Source organism: Chryseobacterium arthrosphaerae (assembly GCF_001684965.1).
Lineage (GTDB): Bacteria > Bacteroidota > Bacteroidia > Flavobacteriales > Weeksellaceae > Chryseobacterium > Chryseobacterium arthrosphaerae.
This window is the reverse complement of record NZ_MAYG01000032.1, coordinates 97,840-118,811: the sequence shown is the minus strand read 5'-3', so window position 1 is coordinate 118,811 and position 20,972 is coordinate 97,840. Positions and strand designations below refer to the sequence as shown.

Annotated in this window: 20 protein-coding genes; 8 read left to right on the top strand and 12 right to left on the bottom strand. The window is 38.4% G+C overall.

All coding sequences use genetic code 11. The features are described from left to right. Positions 1 to 157: 157 nt before the first annotated feature. The 6 genes from BBI00_RS22675 to BBI00_RS22650 all read left to right on the top strand — a co-directional run bounded on the left by BBI00_RS22675 (position 158) and on the right by BBI00_RS22650 (position 4,709). Complete coding sequence (locus BBI00_RS22675; RefSeq protein WP_083988626.1) at positions 158 to 1,045, top strand: DUF2589 domain-containing protein; 888 nt, start codon at positions 158 to 160, stop codon at positions 1,043 to 1,045. 15 nt (positions 1,046 to 1,060) lie between these two features. Beyond that, entirely contained in the window at positions 1,061 to 1,759 is a 699-nt protein-coding gene (locus BBI00_RS22670; RefSeq protein WP_065401110.1) for a hypothetical protein, read from the top strand. After that, positions 1,759 to 2,337 (top strand): hypothetical protein, encoded by a 579-nt coding sequence (locus tag BBI00_RS22665; protein ID WP_065401109.1) that lies wholly within the window; start codon positions 1,759 to 1,761, stop codon positions 2,335 to 2,337. The genes BBI00_RS22670 and BBI00_RS22665 overlap by 1 nt, the downstream gene beginning before the upstream one ends. 14 nt (positions 2,338 to 2,351) lie before the next feature. Continuing rightward, on the top strand, positions 2,352 to 3,608 hold the full coding sequence (locus BBI00_RS22660; RefSeq protein ID WP_065401108.1) for a S8 family peptidase: 1,257 nt from the start codon (positions 2,352 to 2,354) through the stop codon (positions 3,606 to 3,608). A 2-nt stretch (positions 3,609 to 3,610) separates the two neighbouring features. After that, positions 3,611 to 3,814: a hypothetical protein gene (locus BBI00_RS22655; protein ID WP_123902336.1), complete on the top strand. Its 204-nt coding sequence runs from the start codon at positions 3,611 to 3,613 to the stop codon at positions 3,812 to 3,814. A 67-nt stretch (positions 3,815 to 3,881) separates the two neighbouring features. Further along, a complete protein-coding gene (locus BBI00_RS22650) occupies positions 3,882 to 4,709 on the top strand; it encodes an endonuclease/exonuclease/phosphatase family protein (protein WP_065401106.1) in 828 nt (275 codons plus the stop codon). A gap of 2 nt (positions 4,710 to 4,711) precedes the next feature. Here the strand turns inward: BBI00_RS22650 and BBI00_RS22645 are convergent, their stop codons facing one another. Both BBI00_RS22645 and BBI00_RS22640 read right to left on the bottom strand, forming a co-directional pair. Further along, positions 4,712 to 5,398 (bottom strand): response regulator transcription factor, encoded by a 687-nt coding sequence (locus tag BBI00_RS22645; RefSeq protein ID WP_065401151.1) that lies wholly within the window; start codon positions 5,396 to 5,398, stop codon positions 4,712 to 4,714. Continuing rightward, a complete protein-coding gene (locus tag BBI00_RS22640) occupies positions 5,388 to 6,707 on the bottom strand; it encodes a sensor histidine kinase (protein WP_065401105.1) in 1,320 nt (439 codons plus the stop codon). Before BBI00_RS22640 ends, BBI00_RS22645 begins: the two co-directional genes overlap by 11 nt. A gap of 251 nt (positions 6,708 to 6,958) precedes the next feature. Between BBI00_RS22640 and BBI00_RS22635 the strand changes: the two genes are divergently transcribed. Beyond that, the gene (locus tag BBI00_RS22635; protein ID WP_065401104.1) at positions 6,959 to 9,328 is read left to right on the top strand and encodes an outer membrane beta-barrel family protein; all 2,370 of its coding nucleotides are present in this window, start codon (positions 6,959 to 6,961) and stop codon (positions 9,326 to 9,328) included. Between the two features lie 107 nt (positions 9,329 to 9,435). Next, the gene (locus tag BBI00_RS22630) at positions 9,436 to 11,301 is read left to right on the top strand and encodes a M1 family metallopeptidase (RefSeq protein WP_065401103.1); all 1,866 of its coding nucleotides are present in this window, start codon (positions 9,436 to 9,438) and stop codon (positions 11,299 to 11,301) included. 39 nt (positions 11,302 to 11,340) lie between these two features. Here BBI00_RS22630 and BBI00_RS22625 read toward each other — a convergent pair whose 3' ends face one another. The 10 genes from BBI00_RS22625 to BBI00_RS22585 all read right to left on the bottom strand — a co-directional run bounded on the left by BBI00_RS22625 (position 11,341) and on the right by BBI00_RS22585 (position 20,953). Continuing rightward, the gene (locus BBI00_RS22625; protein WP_065401102.1) at positions 11,341 to 12,726 is read right to left on the bottom strand and encodes a phosphatase PAP2 family protein; all 1,386 of its coding nucleotides are present in this window, start codon (positions 12,724 to 12,726) and stop codon (positions 11,341 to 11,343) included. 91 nt (positions 12,727 to 12,817) lie between these two features. Continuing rightward, positions 12,818 to 13,822, bottom strand: coding sequence for a zinc metalloprotease (locus BBI00_RS22620; protein ID WP_065401150.1), 1,005 nt, complete (start codon positions 13,820 to 13,822; stop codon positions 12,818 to 12,820). 411 nt (positions 13,823 to 14,233) lie between these two features. After that, positions 14,234 to 15,250 (bottom strand): zinc metalloprotease, encoded by a 1,017-nt coding sequence (locus BBI00_RS22615; protein ID WP_065401101.1) that lies wholly within the window; start codon positions 15,248 to 15,250, stop codon positions 14,234 to 14,236. A gap of 446 nt (positions 15,251 to 15,696) precedes the next feature. Continuing rightward, complete coding sequence (locus BBI00_RS22610) at positions 15,697 to 16,707, bottom strand: zinc metalloprotease (protein WP_065401100.1); 1,011 nt, start codon at positions 16,705 to 16,707, stop codon at positions 15,697 to 15,699. 252 nt (positions 16,708 to 16,959) lie between these two features. After that, positions 16,960 to 17,598, bottom strand: a complete 639-nt coding sequence (locus BBI00_RS22605; RefSeq protein WP_065401099.1) for a response regulator transcription factor — start codon at positions 17,596 to 17,598, stop codon at positions 16,960 to 16,962. Continuing rightward, a complete protein-coding gene (locus tag BBI00_RS22600; RefSeq protein ID WP_065401098.1) occupies positions 17,595 to 18,380 on the bottom strand; it encodes a sensor histidine kinase in 786 nt (261 codons plus the stop codon). Before BBI00_RS22600 ends, BBI00_RS22605 begins: the two co-directional genes overlap by 4 nt. After that, complete coding sequence (locus tag BBI00_RS22595) at positions 18,359 to 19,003, bottom strand: hypothetical protein (protein WP_065401097.1); 645 nt, start codon at positions 19,001 to 19,003, stop codon at positions 18,359 to 18,361. Before BBI00_RS22595 ends, BBI00_RS22600 begins: the two co-directional genes overlap by 22 nt. 26 nt (positions 19,004 to 19,029) lie before the next feature. After that, entirely contained in the window at positions 19,030 to 19,569 is a 540-nt protein-coding gene (locus BBI00_RS22590) for a hypothetical protein (RefSeq protein ID WP_065401149.1), read from the bottom strand. A 185-nt stretch (positions 19,570 to 19,754) separates the two neighbouring features. Then, positions 19,755 to 19,907 carry a hypothetical protein gene (locus BBI00_RS23490; protein ID WP_165602580.1) on the bottom strand — a complete coding sequence of 51 codons (153 nt, stop codon included), beginning with the start codon at positions 19,905 to 19,907 and terminating at the stop codon, positions 19,755 to 19,757. 140 nt (positions 19,908 to 20,047) lie between these two features. Further along, a complete protein-coding gene (locus tag BBI00_RS22585) occupies positions 20,048 to 20,953 on the bottom strand; it encodes a hypothetical protein (protein ID WP_065401096.1) in 906 nt (301 codons plus the stop codon). Positions 20,954 to 20,972 lie beyond the last annotated feature (19 nt).

Below are 20,972 nucleotides of genomic sequence, written 5' to 3'. Positions count from 1 at the left end.
CGAGTTGGTATCAACAGAATACAAGCCTGAACTTCTACAGTTCGGGCTTTTGTTTTTTAGGGTGTTTTTCCGGGTAAAGTGAAGGGGTTCTCCTGTAAACTTTTGAACGGCAATGAAATAATTTTGCTGAACAATATTAATTTAAAAACAAAAAAACATGGAAACATTAAAATCAGTGCTTGAAACAAGTCACGCCAAAAAAACAAAAAATGAGTTGATCGATCTTTTATCAGGAGTGGAAAAAGTGCTTACCCCTGCAGTCTACGAAAAAGTATCCGGAATTGAAGTATCCGAATTGGGAACACTTACCAACAAGGAGCTGTTGAATATTGTAGATGACTTCAAAAAGAATTATGATGAAAAGTGGGAAAAATCTTTTTCCGGTGCCTCTTCAGAAATTATGAAACTGATAGCTGGTAAGATGGCTGCAGATGAAGAAATCTTCAAAACTTCGGATGCTGCCAGTGCAGATTTTGCCGCAGAATTGGGAAGTATAGATTTCGCAACCATTATTGGCGGACCTTTGGATGCTTGTGTAAAAGCACAGTCTAATGCCTCTATTGCTACGGTGAATTTCATTAATGAAGTCGGTTTTGAGCTTACGGACCCTGCCAACGCCAATAGCCCGAAAAAATTGAGAATGGCAGAGTTTAAATATACCAAGACGATTCCCAATCCGGACTTCGATCCTGATAAACCCGTAAGCAATGACAATCCAAAAACAAAATCTGATCCGGTAGAGATTGTCGTTCCTTTTGTAGCCTTACTGAATGTTCCGAGTTTCAGGATTGAAACCTGTGAAGTAGACTTTAACGTTAAGCTGAATTCAACATACACTAAAGATGTAAGTGATGAATTCGGGATCAACGCAGGAGCGTCCGGTGGCTTTGGTCCTGTAAAGTTCAAAGTGGATGTGTCATACAAAAGATCGTCCAGCACAGGGATCAAGGTTGAAAAAGAATATTCCCTTGGCGTAAAAGTAAGGGCGACCAATGACGAAATGCCTGCAGGTCTTGAAAAAGTTCTTGGACTTCTTTCGCAATAATAAAATTTACGAAGAATGATCAAATTATCAGATTACCTGGATTATCTCAACAATGAGATAATTCAGGCTCGTAAAAAGGCTGACGAAAATGCCGTTCTTATTGCCAAAGAATATGCCCGTCACGAATACCTTAAGTATTTTAAAGTGCCACGGTATGCGCTGCCCTGTGTGAAAATGGATATTCCCATTAAAATTACAGATATAGATTCGGAACCCAAGTATAACTTTAAACTGAATCAGGATCAGTTTGTTACAGAAATGAATGAAAGAATCCGTCTCGTAAATAAAGAGAAAAAACTGAATATTCCTGAGATCACAAAAAGACAGATCCAGACTGAAGAATTCAAATCACTCTTTAGCAGACTGGAAAAAAATGATCAGAAGTTTGGTAAAGTTCCCGCCAATGAAGTGCTTAAGCTTGATCTCAGAAATAAAATCAAAATTCTTAATTCCGGAATCTTCCGGCCACAGGAAGGAACTGGTGAAGATGAAATAGAAGAACTGAAAGAGATTTTTTCAAAAGTTTTACTCAATAGATATACGCTGGTCAATGCCAAACTGAACAATATTTACATTGATCCCAACACAAGCGCGGCGGAAGACAGAGATAAATTATTCATCAACCTTCATGTTGAAATGGAGGAAGAAGGAATAAGGATTGTGTCATACAAAGATAAAGACGGTAAGGAAATAGAACAGATAACTTTTGAGTAATGCAGGAACTTATTCATCATACAGTGCAGAAACTGAAGGAGCTTCTGGAAGATTTCAATGAAGTGCAGGCTTTATACCTGTCAAAATCCTTTGACTTTGATTCCCGCTTTGATATTTTCTTAAATGAAACCCTGGAGTATTTCAAAACAAAAGGGAACACCAGCCACGAATCTGAAGTTCTGAAAATCATGAATAGGATTGCGACGGTTAAAAGAGGCTTTAATCCTATAAAAATGGAAAAAATAAACACCGGTAGACGTGAGCTTCTCTGGGGATTTTCATTCAATGGGATAGAAGACATTTATGATATTCTGATGGAAATATATGCGAAGGAAAATAAAAAGCTGGAAGATGCTGAAGAGCTTGTTTCAGGGATCATTGTTTCCTTATACCAGAACGGTATTTTGGATGATGAAAAACTGAAGGAGCTGAATTCTGTTATAAAGATTGAAAGTTTCTGGACTTCTCTGATCGCACAGAATACAGCCATCTCGGGAGTGAATAAGAAGCTCAGGCTGACAGTGATTCCGGAAGATATTTTCCTTATTCTGGAAAAGGTATTTCTGAAGTTAATTTAAAAAAAACGATCGTTATGGAAACCGGAAGATATATTGTCCTGCTGGAAGATCAGCAGAAAACCGCAATCAAAAAAGTTGAGAAAGAGCTGGAGGTGAGTATTACTTCCTCTGAATTTCTCTCCAGTGACAACCGTTCTTATGAAATCATTAATAAGGATAATGGTGTTTTGTACAAAAATCTTGGCGTTCTGGTAGTAGAAACTGGGGATGAAGAGCAATTGAAGAGTGCGGTGGATAACGAATCAAATCCTGTCATTTATTATGAAAAAGAACGGGAGTTTTTCCCTGCAGATGAATGGCAGCTCATCAGTGAACTTAAAAAACAGTCAGCAGGGCTTACAGAAAAAATTTCAGAGCTTGAAAAATACATGGCCGGCAAACCTCTGCCTCAGAAAACACCGGTTGAAATGGAATGGGGATTAAAAGCAATTGGTCTTGAAAATGCTTTGTATACAGGAAAAGGAGTCGATGTTTGTATTCTGGATACAGGGCTTGAAGTTTCCCACCCGGATTTTTCATCCAGGGAAATTGAAGGTAAATCTTTCATAGATGGAGAAGACTGGAACAGAGATCCCAATGGCCACGGAACACACTGCGCAGGCATTGCAACAGGAAATACCAGAAATGATAAGAATATACGATACGGAATTGCAGGCGGCTGTAATCTGAAGATCGCCAAAGTACTCTCCGATAGCGGAAGAGGTACTACCAGTAGCGTGATTGATGCTATAGACTGGGCTATTACAAAAAAGTTCAGGATATTATCCCTTTCACTCGCATCCCCGGTGAGACTCAATGATCAGCCTTCCATCCTTTTTGAAACCATAGGGGAAAGAGCTTTGGAAAATAACTGCCTTATTATAGCGGCGGCAGGTAATGACAGCAGCAGACCGCAGGTTCCGCAACCGGTTTCAATGCCGGCAAATTCAAAATCGATTATGGCAGTGGCAGCGATTGATATGCAGATGAAGGTTGCTAAATTTTCAAATGCAGGGCTTAATCCTTCCACAGGAGGAAATATCAATGTATGTGCACCCGGCGTAGACATTGTGAGTGCTTATCCCAAAAATGCAAAGAATAAAAATTATTTTTACTACGCTATGAGCGGTACCAGTATGGCTGCACCGCATGTTTCAGGACTTGCTGCTTTATATATGGAACAGTTTTCCGGTTCATCAGCAAAAGAGATCTGGGCACTTATTGAAAATAAAGCCAGACCCATTGAGGGAATTAAATATAGAGACATAGGAAACGGACTAATACAAATATGAATATGATCACTTATCTGGCAGTTTTAAAAAAAGAGATCAATCTGGAAAAACTGAAAATCCTTCTCAAAAGCAGACATATCAGACTTGCTGCTCATTATACAGCCATCGGAGTTATGAAACTGGAGTGTGAACAGCCAATTTCAGCTGACGGATTTCAGGATTACTTCCTATCGGTAGAAGAAGATCAGAATAATTTAACAATATAATCATATCAGTAAGGCTTCCCTGTCACAGATAAGTTTTATTTTTGTCTCTTATTGATAAAATAAGCGTATGAATTTCAGATTTTCAATGATGCTCCTGATGCTTTCAGTATTGGGATTTTCGCAGGACCTCACCGTAATGAGCTTCAACATCAGGCTGAATGTTGAATCGGATAAAGAAAATGCCTGGCCGCAAAGAAAGCAGGACGTTGCTGACCTGCTGACCTATTATCATCCTGATTATTTCGGCGTGCAGGAAGCATTGCCGGAGCAGATGAAAGACCTCAAAACCGGGCTGAAAAATTATAACTATATTGGCGTAGGAAGAGATGACGGGAAAGAACAGGGGGAATTTTCTGCTATTTTTTATGATACCGGCAGGCTTGATGTGGTAAAATCAGGAACATTCTGGCTGTCCGAAACTCCGGAGAAACCTTCAAAAGGATGGGATGCAGCACTGAACAGAATCTGTACCTATGCGGTTTTTAAAGATAAAAAATCAAAAAAAGAATTCCTGGCCATGAATCTTCATTTCGATCATGTGGGAAATGTGGCAAGGGTAAAATCTTCAGAACTGATCCTTAAAAAGATCAAAGAGCTTAATCCAAAAAATCTTCCGGTAACGTTGAGCGGTGACTTTAACCTGACCGATGATTCCGAACCGATTAAAATACTTTCCAAAAATATGAAAGATACTTTCTATCACTCAGAAACCAAACATTACGGTCCGGTAGGAACCTTTACGGCTTTCAATGTGAATGAAATTCCAAAAGACAGAATCGATTATATTTTCACAAAAGGATTTACCATAAGATCTCACAGGCATATCAATGACAGAAGAGAAAACCTTCTTTATCCGTCAGACCATTTCCCGGTTATTGTGAATCTTTCCCTATAAAATCATCCGGCTGGAAAATCAACCTCAAATCCAATTCCTCTCAGGGATTGGATTTTTACTTCAGGATCATGGCTGAAATATTTCCGGATTCTGCTGATAAATACATCCAGGCTTCTTCCCGTGAAGTAATCGTTGGTTTCCCAGAGGTTATCCAGGATATTATCTCTTGTGATCATAGAATGATTATGCTTCAGAAGATAGAGAAGCAGTTCCTGTTCACGAACTGTCAGCCGCACATTCCCTTCAGGATGCGAAAGCTGAAGTTTCTGGGTATCCAATTGATATTGCCCGATTCTGATGTGAGTTTCTGTAACAGCCGGTAAGGTTCTCTTCAGGATATTTTTAATTCTTAAAACCAGTTCTTCCGGGTCACACGGTTTGGGAATATAGTCATCAGCCCCTATTTTCAGCCCGGTCAGCCGGTCTATTTTCTGATTTTTTGCAGTAAGGAACAGAAGCGGAAAATTACTTCTTTCCTTTACAATGATTTTAGCCAGAGAAAAACCGTCCATATGGGGCATCATCACATCTAAAATACCAATATGGAAAGGGAAACCTGAAGTTACAAGAGGAACAATATCTTCAGGATTCTGAAACCAGGTGACTTCAAAATCTTCCAGTTCCAGATATTGTTTCAGGATCATTCCGAAATCCGGATCGTCTTCTGCCAGAAGGATTTTAGTTTTCATAAGGAATTGATATTTTAAAAGTACTTCCCATACCAGGCTGGCTGGAAACATCTATTTTACCGTGATAAGAAGTGATTATTTTTTTGACAAAATAAAGCCCGAGCCCAAGTCCTTTACTGTTGTGCACATTATTGGACTGTATTCTGTAGAACTTTTCAAAAATGTTGGCAAGTTCCTTGTTTTCCATGCCCTGGCCATTGTCTGAAATTTCAATTTCCAGGTTTTGAGCGGCGCAACCGGTTTTTACCCTGACAAGGGAAGCGCCGTATTTGATACTGTTTTCACAAAGATTTTTAATGACGGTTTCCATAAGGTTTTTATCAAAAGGAAGCTTTCCTGTGACCTTATTTTCGAATGTAAATTCTGTCTGGGGATAGGTGAATGCCAGGTCCTGAATGAAAAAATCCCAGTCTTCAGGTTGTACAGCTGTGATTTCTTCAGGTATCTCATCCTTGTGGAGCTGGTACATCAAACTTTCAAGTCTGGAAATCTGCCGGTCAATAAGGGGAAGGGTATCAGGGTTCCAGCCTTTTTTTAAAGTTTTGGAAGCTATCTTTAAAGTGGCTATAGGGGTTTTAAACTCATGGGAAATATTATCCACAACGGTATGGAGAACTTCTACCTGCTTTTGCTGTCTGATCAGGTTCCTGATCGTAAAAATATAGAGAAGCAATACACTGGCAAGCAGGATAATGCAGCATAAAATCAACAGGGTAAGTTCTTTGAAAACAAGAAATTTTATATTCTGAATTTCAAAATCGGTCTGGCTGCTGACAAAAAATGTTTCTCTCTCCCGGTTAATTTCTTTCCCTATATTTTCCTTGGTAGAAGAAGTTCTCCAGGTTCCTGTAGTAGTAATTTTAGGCTTTTTTACTTTAACTTTTGTTTCGAAAATAATGATGGGCTGACTGATCAGTTTAATGCTGTCCGGAAGATGAATGATAGAAGTGTACTGAATTCTGGCAGATATTTGATAACCGTCTTTTTTCAGGCGGTCCTCGATATAATTATTCAGTCTTTCTTTTGAAGCTTTTCTGTCTTCTATAAAATGACGGATAAATTCCTTCTGGCTGATTTCCTTATTATAGTATTTGCTGATGTTCCTCTGAAGGGTATCACTTTTCATTTCCTCAGCATCGTGAATGTTTTCAAGCTTGTCCGCATAGCTGCTAAGACCGTCACTTACGGATCTGTAAATATCTCTTTCCTTGACCTGGTAGGTTTTGTACATAAAGTAAACCTGTATTCCCAGCAGAAGAAGGAATAAGGTGGCAAAGAGGAAGATCAGATTTTTGCTCTTGGATATCATCTAAACAAAGATAAAGCTTTAGCCATTTTCCTGAAATAATATTGAGGGATTAACCTTTCATTAACCATATGATAGAGGTGAACTGTAAAAGTAAGTCCGTAAGAGAATAAGGTGGTTTGCCGGGAAATTTTCAGGCAAAATGGCATTAACCCATTATTAACCTTCCATTAACTGAAATTCTCCCCGCCAATGTAGAATTTTGCCCCGTAAAACAACCGCAATATTGTTTGCATCCATAAAAAACAATGATTATGAACAAAATTATTCTTTTTCTGTGTTTTCCCGTGTTGGTTTTTGCCCAGAAGCAAAAGATTGGCGGAACAGTTGAAAACCCGGAAAATGAAAAACTCCAGGCGGTAAAAATTGAGCTTTTTAATTCTAAGAATGAACTGATCAAAGAATTGAAAACAGACAGCAAAGGGAACTTTATTTTAGAAGGGATTGCAGAACAGAATATAAAACTGGTGGCTACGGTGAAAGGATATTCTTTATATGAAGAACTGCTGAACCTGGAAAACCCTGAAGACCTGCGGATTATCCTTAAAAGGGAAACCCGGGAAATAGAAGGGGTTGTCATGACGAAAAGAAAACCACTGGTGAAAAGAAAAGTGGACCGCCTGGAATTCAATGTGGAAAACAGCAATATTTCTTCACTGAATGCCTGGGAAATTTTAAAGAATACTCCCAATGTGAGTGTCAGCAATAACGTACTTACAGTGAAAGGAAGCACGGGAATCCTTGTGACAATCAATGATAAAAAAGTAATGTTGACGGGAGACGAACTCAAAAACCTTCTGGAAAATACACAGGGAGATGAGATCAGATCTGTAGAAGTGATCACAAACCCGCCTGCAAAATATGAAGCTTCGGGAAGTGCCGTGCTGAATATTGTGATGAAAAAGAATAAGATTGAAGGCTACCGGGGAATTCTTTCGTCCAGGTATATACAGACTCAATATGCGAAAGGAGTTTTTGGCCTTTCCCAATATTATAAAAAAGATAAGCTTTCCGTTATGGCAAGCTATTACAGGGGCTTAGGAACGTACTACAGAGAAGGGACAGACTATGTCAGCTACTCTGAGAGCCAGACCAGATGGGGCAGTACGATGAACAGGAAGGATAAAAACAATAACCAGAATACCCTGAACTTCAACGTGGAGTATGAGTTGGACAGTCTGACCAACTTAAGCCTCAACTATTCAGGGTATTTTTCTCCGAAATCTTTTGGAACTTACAACGTTCCCACCTATATCTACAATGCACAGGACATAGCAGAGTCTGACTATGCTACGATTAACGATCATCACTCCCGGGCAATCAATAATTCTTTGAGCTTTCAGATAGACCGGAAACTGAATAAGAAAAGCAGTTTGTCCTGGATCAGTTACTTTACAGGAAATAATGCCAGAAAATATCAGAATGTGGCAACCCACCTGAATTTTGCTGGTCAGCCGCCGAGAGAAGATAATTTCATGACCCAGAATAAAGCAGATGTGCAGCTGTATTCTACTCAGCTCGATTATCAGTGGAAAAATGAGCAGTGGGAACTGGAGTCCGGTACAAAATACAGTTTTGTAAAAACCGGCAGTATACTGGATTTTTCAGACAATGAAAACGGATCATTGGAATACAGACCTGAAAAGAGCAGTATTTTTGATTATAAGGAACATAATTTTGCCCTGTATTCTTCACTTTCCTACAACATCGGAAAGTGGAATTTCAAAGGTGGACTTCGTGCTGAAATGACCAGTCTTGAAGGGGTCGTCTCTGAGCCTTACGAACTTAATAAAAGCGATTACTGGAAGTTTTTTCCAACCTTTTATGCACAATATACCACAGAAAATAAACAGGAATTCGGATTTTCGTATGGTAAAAGAATCAGCAGGCCTTCCTATTCATGGCTGAATCCGGCGAAATCTTACTATAATTTGTTTTCATACTTTCAGGGAGATCCACGGCTAAAGGCAACGATTACGCACAATCTCAATCTTACCTATTCCTGGAAGAACTGGAATGTGGATCTGTACTACCGTAAAGAACTGTTTCCGTCTATGGAAATTTCTTATCAGGTGCCTGAGACCAATAATGTAGTGTATCATTTCACCAATATTGAAAAAGGACAGGCATTTGGCTTAAGCTTATATAAAAATTTCGAGATAAAGCCCTGGTGGAATATTATTGTGTCTGAAAACCTTGAGCATAATGAAAACTATTTTAATGGAGTTGACGGAATCCTGCACCGGAATAAAGTATGGAACCTGAGTTCCAATATTTCTACAAGTTTTACTTTGGATAAGGCAAGCGACTGGAAAATGGAAATGGGTCACCGTTATTATTCTCCGGGAATCCAGGGACCTTTCAGAATTTCAAGTAACTGGTCCGCATATTTTGTGATGAACAGGAAATTCTTTAATAAAAAGCTTGAAGCATCTCTGATATTCAGTGATATTTTCAGGACAACAGGCCAGAAGGTCAGTACAAAGTATGCCAATCAGGACAATTACTTCCTGGATTATACAGATGCACAGGGCGTTACGTTTTCATTGAAATTCAATTTCGGAAACCAGTCTGTGAAAAATGTTAAAACAATCAGGAAGACTTCTGAGCAAGAAAGGCTGTAAAATATTATAAGTGAAAAATTAATTATCATAAAACATTATTACAAAAGAAATTACCACCCGCTGTCACTTTTTCGCTATTTTTGATACCTATCTTTAAAAGGATCGATATGAAGAAAATTTTTTCCGGAATGCTGGTGGTCGTTTCGCTGATGCAATGGTCTGCGCAGGAGTTATATATGCCCAGAAATATCAAAAAAGCCTATGAAAAAGGAACCCGTGATGTTTCAGGAGCACCTGGTAAAAACTACTGGCAGAATAAAGGAGTATATAATGTAGAAGTAAAAGTGGATGCCGGAACAAAGGTAGTTTCCGGAAAAGAAACAATTGTGTATACCAACAACAGTCCGGATGCATTGAATGAGCTGGCTATAAGATTTGTGAACAACCTTCATAAGCCGCAGTCGCCAAGATCTGGATTTGTATCTAAAGATTTTCTCTCTTCCGGGCTCAGAATCAAATCTTTCATTGTGAATAATGAGAAATATGATATTGACAGCGATGACTGGGGGACTGTGGAAAAAGTAAAATTAAAATCAGCTCTGAAATCAAAATCTAAAGCTGAGGTTAAGATAGAATGGGAATATCCCCTTTCTGTACAGAGCGGAAGGGAAGGGCAAATAGATCCTGAAACGTTCTATGTAGCGTATTCTTTCCCGAGGATTTCCGTATACGATGATTATAACGGATGGGATATGCTTCCGCATTCAGACAGGCAGGAATTTTACAATGACTTTAATGATTACAGCTTTGCCATCACGGCTCCGAAGAATTATGTAGTCTGGGCAACCGGTGATTTCCTTAATCCGGAAGATGTGCTTAGCACAGAATACCTGAAAAGGTATAAAGCTTCGTTGAAGAGTGATAAAGTAATGCATATTGCTACGGAACAGGAAATGAAATCCGGGAAAGTTACCCGCCAGAACAAATGGAATACCTGGAAATTCAAAGCTAATCATATTACAGACTTCTGTTTTGCTATGAGCAATCACTATGTATGGGATGCGGCCAGTGTTCAGCTGAAAACAAAGCGGGCCAGCGTACAGGCCGGATACAAAAACGGAGCAAAAGATTTCGAACAGTATGTAGGGTGGATGCAGTATAACCTGGATTGGTTTTCTAAAAACTGGCCGGGAGTAGAATACCCTTATAATGTAATGACTGCAATCCAGGGATATGCCGATATGGAATACCCAATGATGATCAATGATACCAGCATTCCTGATGATTTGAGAGATGCAAGGCTTACGGCTGACCATGAAATAGCCCATACCTATTTCCCTTTTTATATGGGAATCAACGAAACGAGATATGCTTTTATGGATGAAGGCTGGGCAACTACACTTGAATATCTTATCGGAATTGATGAGAACGGAGAAGAAGCAGCTAAAGAATTTTATAAAAATTTCCGTGTCAAAAAATGGATCACTGATCCTTCAGCAGAACAGGATCAGCCTTTGATTACCATGAGTACCCAGGTAAGCGGAGCCGGATACGGAAACAATTCTTATGTAAAAGCTTCCCTTTCTTATCTGGCCCTGAAAGATTATCTCGGGGACGAGTTATTCAAAAAAGCATTACATCATTATATGGATAACTGGAACGGTAAACATCCTGTGCCATGGGATTATTTCAACTCGATGAACACAGGTTCCGGAAAAAATCTTAACTGGTTTTTCCAGAACTGGTTCTATACCAATAATTATATAGATCTGAAAGTGGAAAGAGCTTCTCAGCTGAATGACCTGCTTACAGTGAATGTAACGAATGTAGGAGGATTCGCTATTCCATTTGATGCAGTGCTGACCTATGAAGACGGAACAACTGAAAAACTGCATTTCTCACCTTCTATCTGGGAAAAAGATCAGAAAATGACAGATCTGGTCATTCCTATCAAGAAAAAAGTGAAATCTGTAAAGCTTGATGGTGATATTTTCATGGATTATACCCCGGGAGACAATACAAAAACATTATAAAAATGAAAGCCTTCATAAATATCTGAAGGCTTTTTTATTTTAAAAATACGCAGTTAACCGTAAACCTAACGTGACGTAATTGATCTTTTCTTTGGTGATCAGATGATTGAGTTCTTCATTCATTTCAGCACTTTCTTTGATGTCGTCACTGAAATGATAACGTATAGTAGAGTTGATCTGAGTATAATCTGTATAAAAAGTAAGTCCAAGTCCCGGATTAAATTTATAGGTCATAGAAGCTCCTGTATTCCATCGGAAAGCCGGTTTAGGCTTGTATTTCGCTATCTGGAGCTCATGGTTGGGAGCATCAATCTCATCTCCTTTTACAAACACTTTGCCACTGGCGGTTGCAGAATATCCGGCAGTTGCTTTTACCATAAGCTGCCATTTATCTGAAAATTCATGAGAAAAATAAGGACCTATCCCCGCTGCCAGGAACCCCATAGACTGGGTTCTGATGCTATGGTCCCCAAAGTCCTGTCCGTCATCAAAAGTTATTCTTTGAGGCTTAATAGGAAAACTGCTGAAAGTGATATCTGCTCCTACACCCCATTTTTTTGAAAAGAAGTAAGCGCCCTCAAGCCCGCCTTCAAAACCGGTTTGTTTTTTGTCATCCAGTTCTGATTCCCGAAGGAAATTGGTGGTACCTAATGCTGCCCCCATTTTTAGAGAAAGGAAAGATGGGTAGTCGTTGCCTTGTATTCTGGACAGAATACTTAAATTATCTCCTTTGTTTTTATAAATTTTATCGATGAAGAAATAGCCTAATTCTGTAGAAATAATCCCGATCCCTGCACCGGCAAGAATATCAGGAACCCAGTGCCTGTTATTTAAGTTCCGGCCAAGACCGGTAATGGTTGCGGCACTATACCCGCCAATGCTGTATGCCGGGTTTACGAGTCCATATTCTTTATGAAGGAAACTTGCATTGGTGAAAGCCATGGCCGCATGTCCGGAAGGGAATGAATTATTTTTGGAACCATCCGGTCTCTCTACTTTTGATGTATATTTAATGGAGTTTACCAAAATAGCCATGATTGCCAAACTGGTACCATATGAAAGCGTAGCTCTCCCAAGGTTGTTCCGACCCTTTACTCCGGAGAGTTTTAATCCGTATACGGCCACAGCAGGCGCATACTGAAGATAGTCGTCATATTTGACTTTAAAATTAGGAAGATAGCGGTTTCTTACCTCACGGATATTTTCTTTTTCGCCCCATGTAGCAGCGGCAGCTGTGAAAAGAATAGCAGGTGCCACCGATTTCTTTACCCATTCCTTTTTAAAGAATGGCTTTTTTTCCTGGAAAGGCATATCGGAACGGATCATTTCAAGATCTGCCTGGAGATTTCTGGTCTGAATGGTGTCTTGTGCTTTATAACAGTACAGATGCAGTAATATGCATGATGCCAGTGCTATTTTTTTCATCGCTATGATCCCTGAGATTTAAGTGGCGTAAAAGTATAAAAAAAATCTATCCCATAGATGAGATAGATTTTAAATATATAAAAAATTGATTTTAATATACTCTTAATCCGGATCTGGCACCGGTAGAAGCTACTACAGCCTGCATTCTTGTTTTTTGGCCGGCAGAGAACATAAACATGGCTCCGTCATCTACATAATCCATATAATTCATGAACATCACAGATCTGTTGACACCACCGCAGGTATTATAAAGAGGATAAGTAGGTTTTCCGTAATTAGCCGTTGTCTGGGTAGGGGTGTCGCTTACCTGGTCATTTCCGCAATTGGCATCTCCCCAGATGTGTCTTAGATTCAGGTAATGCCCTACTTCATGAGTCGCTGTTCTTCCTAAGTTGAAAGGAGAAGATGCGCCTGTTTTGCCAAAAAATGGTGCGGCAATTACAACACCGTCATTGGATAATCCGGCAGATTCAGGGAATGTAGCGTATCCCAGGATTGTTCTTCCCTGGCTGGTCATTTTGCCTACCACCCAGATGTTCAGATAATTTGTAGGATTGGTAGCATTAATTCCTCCTTTCGATGCCTTTTTCATATCGTCATTCGTAGACCAGCTTGTTTTGGAGGTCGATTTTCTGATGGTGTTTACCAATCTGAACTTTACCTTCGTATCACCGGAGCTTACAGACTGAAATTCCGAAGGAATTTTGCTGACATCACTGTTTGTACCGGAGTAATCGGCATTTAAAACAGCAATCTGCTCTGCAATCCTTGAATCGGAAACATTTTCTGCTGTTGTTTTGTAGATGACATTGACAACTACAGGGATTTCCACGGTTCCGTCAGCAAGCACTCTTCCGAGTTTGATATCGTTACTGAATTTTTCTGTATTGTTTTCCAGGGCTGCGAACCTTTGTCTGAGTTCAGGGCTGTTTTTTAAAGCTTCCTGACGTATTTCTTCAGAAGCACATCCTCTCTGGGCTATACCAGCGGAAAAGGCAGTTTCATCAGCCGGAGCTTCACTTTGATTATTAATGTTGTCGCTGTTACAGGCAGACATTACGCCGAGCATAAGTGCTCCAAAAAATAGTTTTTTCATAATCATTATTTTGAATTTTTGAGAAAACTAATTTATGTACTTTTTACTTTATTTACAAATTATATTTGTAATTATTAATTTAATTACGTTTTATTTGAGTATAATTCACTGTATTTATATTTGTTTTGAATTTTAATTAATTTAATTTAAAGTTGATGGATTTCAAATTAAAGTTTGTTTTTAAATGTAAATAATTTTATTTTTTATTAAATATATAGAATATTTTTAATAGAAATGAAGATCAGGATAGATGTGATTTTTGTTTTGTCATAAAATGGATCATGTGTTCCCCGGTTTTTGAACCTGATCCCAATAAAATATGCGTTATGATACGTTCACTATGGACCTGAAAAAAATCTATCCCTGATAGAGATAGATTTTAAATGTTTTTATTGTTAATGAAGATGGTGATTATCTTAAACCGGATCTTGGGCCAGATGCTGAAACTACAGCCTGCATTCTTGTTTTCTGGTTGGCAGAGAACATGAACATGGCTTTATCATCTACATAATCCATATAGTTCATAAACATCTGAGAACGGCTTACGCCTCCGCAGGATCTGTTAAGGGGATAAGTTGGAGTTCCATAGTTAGGGCCGGGAGAAAGCGGTGTGTCATTAGAGTAATCTGTCTGGCATCCTGCATCGCTTGATCCCCAAAGGTGTGGAAGATTCAGGTAATGTCCTACTTCATGCGTTACTGTTCTTCCAAGATTGAATGGGGCAGAAGCTCCTGTTTTCCCGATATAGTTGTAGCCAATTACAAGACCGTCATACCATTGTCCTGCATGTTCAGGATAATAAGCATACCCTAAGGTCCCCGGCTGATTATTTTCGTCAAGTATTGAGTTGACTACCCAGATATTCATGTTTTTGGTTACATCAGTAGCTGTAATCCCTCCTGTACTGGCTTTTTTCATTTCTTCAAGATCAGATCGCCAGCCTGTTTTTGAGCTTTGCTTCCGGTTGGTCGCCACCAGTTTGAAACGGATTTTTACATCACCTGCTGCTGAGGGCTGAAATGCTGAAGGGATCTTAGTAACATCGGAGTTGGTGCCGCCGTAATCAGCATTCAGAACAGCGATCTGTTCTGCGATTCTTGCATCAGAAACATTCTGGGTTGCAGTGTTGTAGATTACATTAAAAACAACCGGGATCTCTACGGTTCCATCTGCCAGAACTTTGCCTAGTGCAAGGTTATTGGCATATCTCTCGGCTCCGACTTCAATTTCATTCATTTTTTGTCTCAGGGCAGGGTTTTTCTGCAGCATTTTCTCTCTTATTTCTTCTGAAAGACAGCTTCTTTTCGCAGCGCTTCCTGCAGGAACCTCATCCTGGTTCATAGGGGTTTCATTTTGATTGGTAAGGCTGTCGGTATTACAGGCCGACAGTAAGCCCAGAATCAGGGCTCCAAACATGAATTTTTTCATATCACTATATTTTGAATTTGAGGATGTGAAATTATATTATTTAAAATTGATATACAAATTATTTTACATTTTATTTAAATTATTCTTATTTAATCAGTGTTTTAATTGATTATATTTTATATTAATTGATTATATTTTGAATTTTAATCAATTTTATAGATTTTTAGTTGTATTTCACTGTTAAGTGTATTTTTAAATGTAAATAATTTTGTTTTTTGTTTAATTAGTAGAATGTTTTTTACTATAATTTCAATCAGAAAACTATTTTTTAAGCAAAACAAAAGGTCTGAATGTCATGGTTTATTCTTCTTTTTAATGTTTTTATAATAATATTATCATTCTATTGTTGTTTTTGCTGATTTTCTGAGATTTAACAGGCGTAAAAGGATAAAAAAAATCTATCTCAGAAACCGAGATAGATTTAAAATATTTTAAAGGTTATGGGCTTAGTATTCTCTTAATCCGGATCTGGCACCGTTAGAAGCTACTACAGACTGCATTCTTGTTTTTTGTCCGGCTGTAAACATAAACATAGCTGCGTCGTTTACATAATCCATATAATTCATAAACATTACGGATCTGTTTTTCCCGTTACAACGATTGTAAAGCGGGTAAGTAGGGGTATCGTAATTTTCTGAGGTTTGTGTTGGGGTATCAGCTACCAGGTCATCACCACATTTTGCATCCCCCCATATATGTCTTAGATTAAGATAGTGTCCTACCTCATGGGTTGCTGTTCTTCCCAGGTTGAAGTTGGCTGCGGCTCCTGTTTTTCCAAAATAAGGGGCAGGAATTACAACTCCGTCATTCCATAATCCGGCAGACTCAGGGAAGGTGGCGTATCCAAGAATGGTTCTTCCGTCACTGCTTACTACTTTACCCACTATCCATATATTAAGATAATTGGCCGGGCTGGTAGCATCTATTCCGCCGTTAGCTGATTTTTTCATGGTGTCTTTTACCCAGCTTGTAGTGGTTGTGGACTTTCTTACGGTATTGGCCAGTCTGAATTTTACTTTTACATCTCCGGCTTTTACAGGCTGGAATTCTGAAGGAACTTTTGTGATGTCTGTATTGGTGCCGCTGTAATCAGCATTCAATACTTCAATTTGTTCTGCAATTCTTGCGTCAGAAATATTTTCGGCAGCATTGCTGTATAAAACATTTACCACTACAGGAATTTCAACAGTACCGTCTGTAAGAACTTTTCCCAGTTGTATTTCATCGGAGAATTTTTGGGTATTGGCTTCCAGTTCGGCAAATCTCTGTCTCAGTTCCGGACTGTTCTGTAAAGCTTCCTGTCTTATCTCCTCAGAAAGACAGCTTCTGCTCAGAGAGGCAGCTCCTGCAGCCGGAACAGAAGTATCTGTGGATTCTTCATTCTGATTATTCACATTGTCACTGTTACAGGCTGTCATTAAACCAAGCATAAGCGTTCCAAATAAGATTTTTTTCATATCACAATTTTTTTATTTTTTTGAGGGTATGAAATTATATTATTTGAAATTAATATGCAAATGATTTTATTATTTATTTAAATTATTCCTATTTAATGATTGTTTTTATTGAATATATTTTATTATTTTTAATTTAATATTGAATTTTATTTAATTTTGTAAAAATGGTTTTTGTTTTTAGTTTTTGTGATTCTTTTTAAGAAATAATTTCAATATTAATTATTATTGTAAGAATATTTTTAATGTATCTTTTTAGCCTGCAAATCCATTTTTAATAGCAAAAACAGCCAGCCCCACACGGGTTTTAAGATCCAGTTTTTCACAAAGCTGATCCCTGTAGCTTTCTACGGTTCTCGGGCTGCAGCACATTCTGTCTGCAATTTCCTTGTAACTTAGTTCTGTCACAGTATATTTCAGAAATTCTTTTTCGCGTTCGGAAATCTTTATCGACACTTCCGATTCTTCTTTGCCAAGATTGGAGAAGATGATTTTTGATGCCCACTCAGGATAGAAGAATCCATCGGTATTCAGTCTGGAAAGTGCTGTTTCAAGATCTTTCGGATGTGTGTTTTTCAGAAGATAGCCTTTTGCGCCGTTTTTGATCATTTTGATCACGCTGTTGTCGTCACCCTGCATACTGAGGGCCATGACCTTGATGTCAGGATGGTTTTTTGTAAGCCATGCTGCCGTTTCAAAGCCATCCATGATCGGCATGCTGATGTCTAAAAGGATAATATCCGGAATGCGGTTACCTTCTTCGAATTTTTCAATAAGGTCTTTGCCGTTTTCACAGACGTAAATGACCTCAAATTCACTGAAATTACTGATAATGCCTTCCAGGGCTTTGGCGATAAGTATATGGTCGTCAACGATTACAATAGATTTTTTCATGACTGCTTTTTAAAAATAATATTAAGTGTGGTCCCTTTGTTTTCCTGGCTTTCAAGACAGAATTGGGCACCTATGATCTCGGCCCTGTTCTTCATATTGGTAAGGCCGATCCCGTTGGAAGTTAGTTTTGTGGTGTCAAATCCTTTACCGTCATCATGAATGGTAAGTTCCCAGAGAATATCCTCCGATGTATTCAGGCTGATGAAAATATTCTGACAGCCGGAGTGTTTTATACTGTTCTGGATAAATTCCTGGGTAATTCTCAGAAGTACATTTTTATGAACAAAACCCAGATCAAGCTGATTGAAATTATGTTTAAAACTTACTTTACATTTCCTGAATGAATTGGTATTGTCTACTTCTTCCTGAATCAAAGTTACAATTTCCTTCTGGTTGATATTGTCATCCGTTAAGGTTTTTGAAAGACTCCTGAGATCCTGCAGAGACTGGTTGATGATCTGCGAGACCTGATCAATCCTTTCATTGGCTTCCGGTGCCCTATTTTCGTAGAGCATCTGCTGTACGTACAGGCTTACCAATGTCAGCTTTTGGCCAATATTGTCATGAAGCTCACGCCCGATCTGCTGCATGGTGGCCTGCTGAATCTCCAGCTGGGTAGACAGGAGTTCCCGCTGATGAAGTTCATTTTTCATCTCAATTTCATTCAGGTATTCCTTTTTGCGCCGTCTGTAGTTGATGATATAGATCATCACTGCAACGATGAACATTACAAAAAGTATATTAAACAGAATGATGACGATTAAGAGCTCCGTTTTCCCCATATGAATGAACTTGCAAATAAAATATACAATACGAACCCGGAGATCAGGAAATAACTGAAATAGATATCCCAGATCTCTTTGTATTTTACCAGAAGTGACATAAATGCCATAAAAGGTAACGTTCCTATATAGGCCAATGTAATCCCCAGGTTAATATAAAACATTTTGTTCTTATAAAAATTGAGAATTTCCTGTGAAGTAATTTGTTTATAATACTCCATGATTACCAGTATCATCAGCATAAAGCACCCAAATGTGTAATTGAAGGCAAATACTATTTTATTCTTCGCAAAATACAGCTCGTTGGGAATAAATGAAAGTAAATATAAGATGGATAATATCCAGAACAGCTTAGGTCTTCCTAAAGATTTTGCTGCGTACAGCCAATATAAAAATATGAACTGGATAGGTATTAAAAGATAATTATAATACTGGGCTTTGGTAACATGAGAAAAGTATCCCCATTTACTATATGCTTCCCCCAGAAAAATGATAACCAGATACACCACAAGGAGCTTCCATTGTAGTTCTTTTAAACGCCTGTAATATAAAAGTGCAACGAATGCAGCAAGCCCTTCAGAGAAAAGCATGCTGTTTTGAACAAATACCTGGAAATCAGTCATGTTGTGTTTTGAAATATAAATGGTAATTAATAAGATTCACCCATAGGTGCTGATGGCGGGATAAGCAGTCCGTGATTTTCCCCGATGGTTCCGTCATCATCTGAAGACCCGTCATTGGAAGTTCCTCCTCTTTTGGCTGCACTTAATCCTAAAGACCTGCCGCTGGCCTGAAGTGTATTGAAGTCAGAATGAAGAACATTTCCATCTTCATTGGTGCTTTTCACTGTAGGAATCATCACCAATGTATGTTTTTCAGCATATTCCTTAGGGACCGGATGGGAAGCCATGATATCCCAGTTTTCAGCTTTGGGATAGGAAGCGTAGTAAAATCTGATCCCAAGATCCTCATCGGTAGTTTCAGGATTGGTTTTAAGGGCTTCTGCTTCTACCATTGCAATAAACCTTTTCAGTTTCGGAAGATCAAACCATATAGAATGAGCGTCTTCTATTCCTAAGTTATTTTTAATAACAGTCAAGTGGTTCTGGCGATAATTGTCTACTAAAACTTTAATAAGACTGTTAGACATTACACCTGGTTGTAGGGGGTTGTTTGATTCTGTACTCATAGCTTTAGTGTTTATAATATACATTTCAGTTAATATGCAAATTTCGTGAAAAATTTCCTAGAAAACACATGGATGAAATGGGAATTATACTGTTAATTTTACCGGGTTTTTACGGATTGTGCAAGTACAGAAACAGTTGTGAATGATATAAAAAGCGGAGAATGATCTCCGCTTTAAAATTTTCCTTAAATGCAAGGGTATTTCCTCCAGTCCCTGCAGATGTATCCTTGAGTGCAGCACAGATTGGGTGGGCAGTTCATATTTTCATCACACATGATGATCGGCGCAATGACTCCGCCGTCAATTTTCTTTAATTCACTTCTTTTTAACTTTTTCATACTGATTTTGTTTTAGTTAATAATTTGTTGGTGTATTAAAGATAGTAATATTTCACATTAAAAGGATAAATATGATCTGGAATTGTTGGATAGATTAATTTATTACCGGGAATAGATGATGTTTATATTAAAAATACGGATTACTCCTGCATCTTAAAGTCACGGATGTCAGTCATCTGCAGTGTTTTGTCATTGATTTTGAGCTCTGTCCGGGAACTTACGGTCCAATACGTTATATACCACATCGGAATTCTGTCATCACTTTTAAATTTTTGAGTGCTTTTTTGGGCGTACTTTAAAAAATTGGCTGCCATTTCTTTAGCCTGAAAATCACTGATCCGGCTATCATTACTTTTGATCTTTTTCAGGATATGCTGCCGGACTAATTGATCACCGGCTGCCAGCACCTGGGCTTTATTGTGTCTGAATTCCTTTTCCCAGTCAGCTTCAAACAGAAGTTTTCCGATCATGTTGTACTCTTTCGAAATTCCTGTGATCTCCCGTTCTGCGCCTTCCTGTGTTGGAAGAATATAGGAATCGGTTCTTTTCAGCTGGCCGTTGCTGTTGAAATATTGATTGACTGTGGCTATTTTTTTATTATGAAGATATTCAGTGTCTGTATCTTTTCCGAATACATATTCTATTGTTACATTCTTATGATCAGAAAGAATCAGTTTCAGGGTATCGTAAATATAGAAATCATATCCTTTTCTGTTCGTGGTAAAATAGGCATATTGCAGATAATATTGCTTGTTGCTTTCTGCATTCTGAAGAGCTTCCCCGGTAATTGCAGAAGGATCAACCCCTTTTCTGATCCATTCCTGTCTTATGATGTCATGCTTTATGGCATTGACACTGTCCAGTTTCTTTTTTGAATAGTAGAATCTGTTTTCAGGAACAATATCCGGATTATTCTTGATGGCTTCAAGGTACTCAGTACGCATATTCTGATAATCGGTAAGAGAAAACGGGGATGTCAGTTTATTCTGAGCACTGGCAAGAAGTGATGTTAATAAAAATAAAAAGGTTATTAATTTTCTATGCATCAGCAAAAATTTGCCTTAA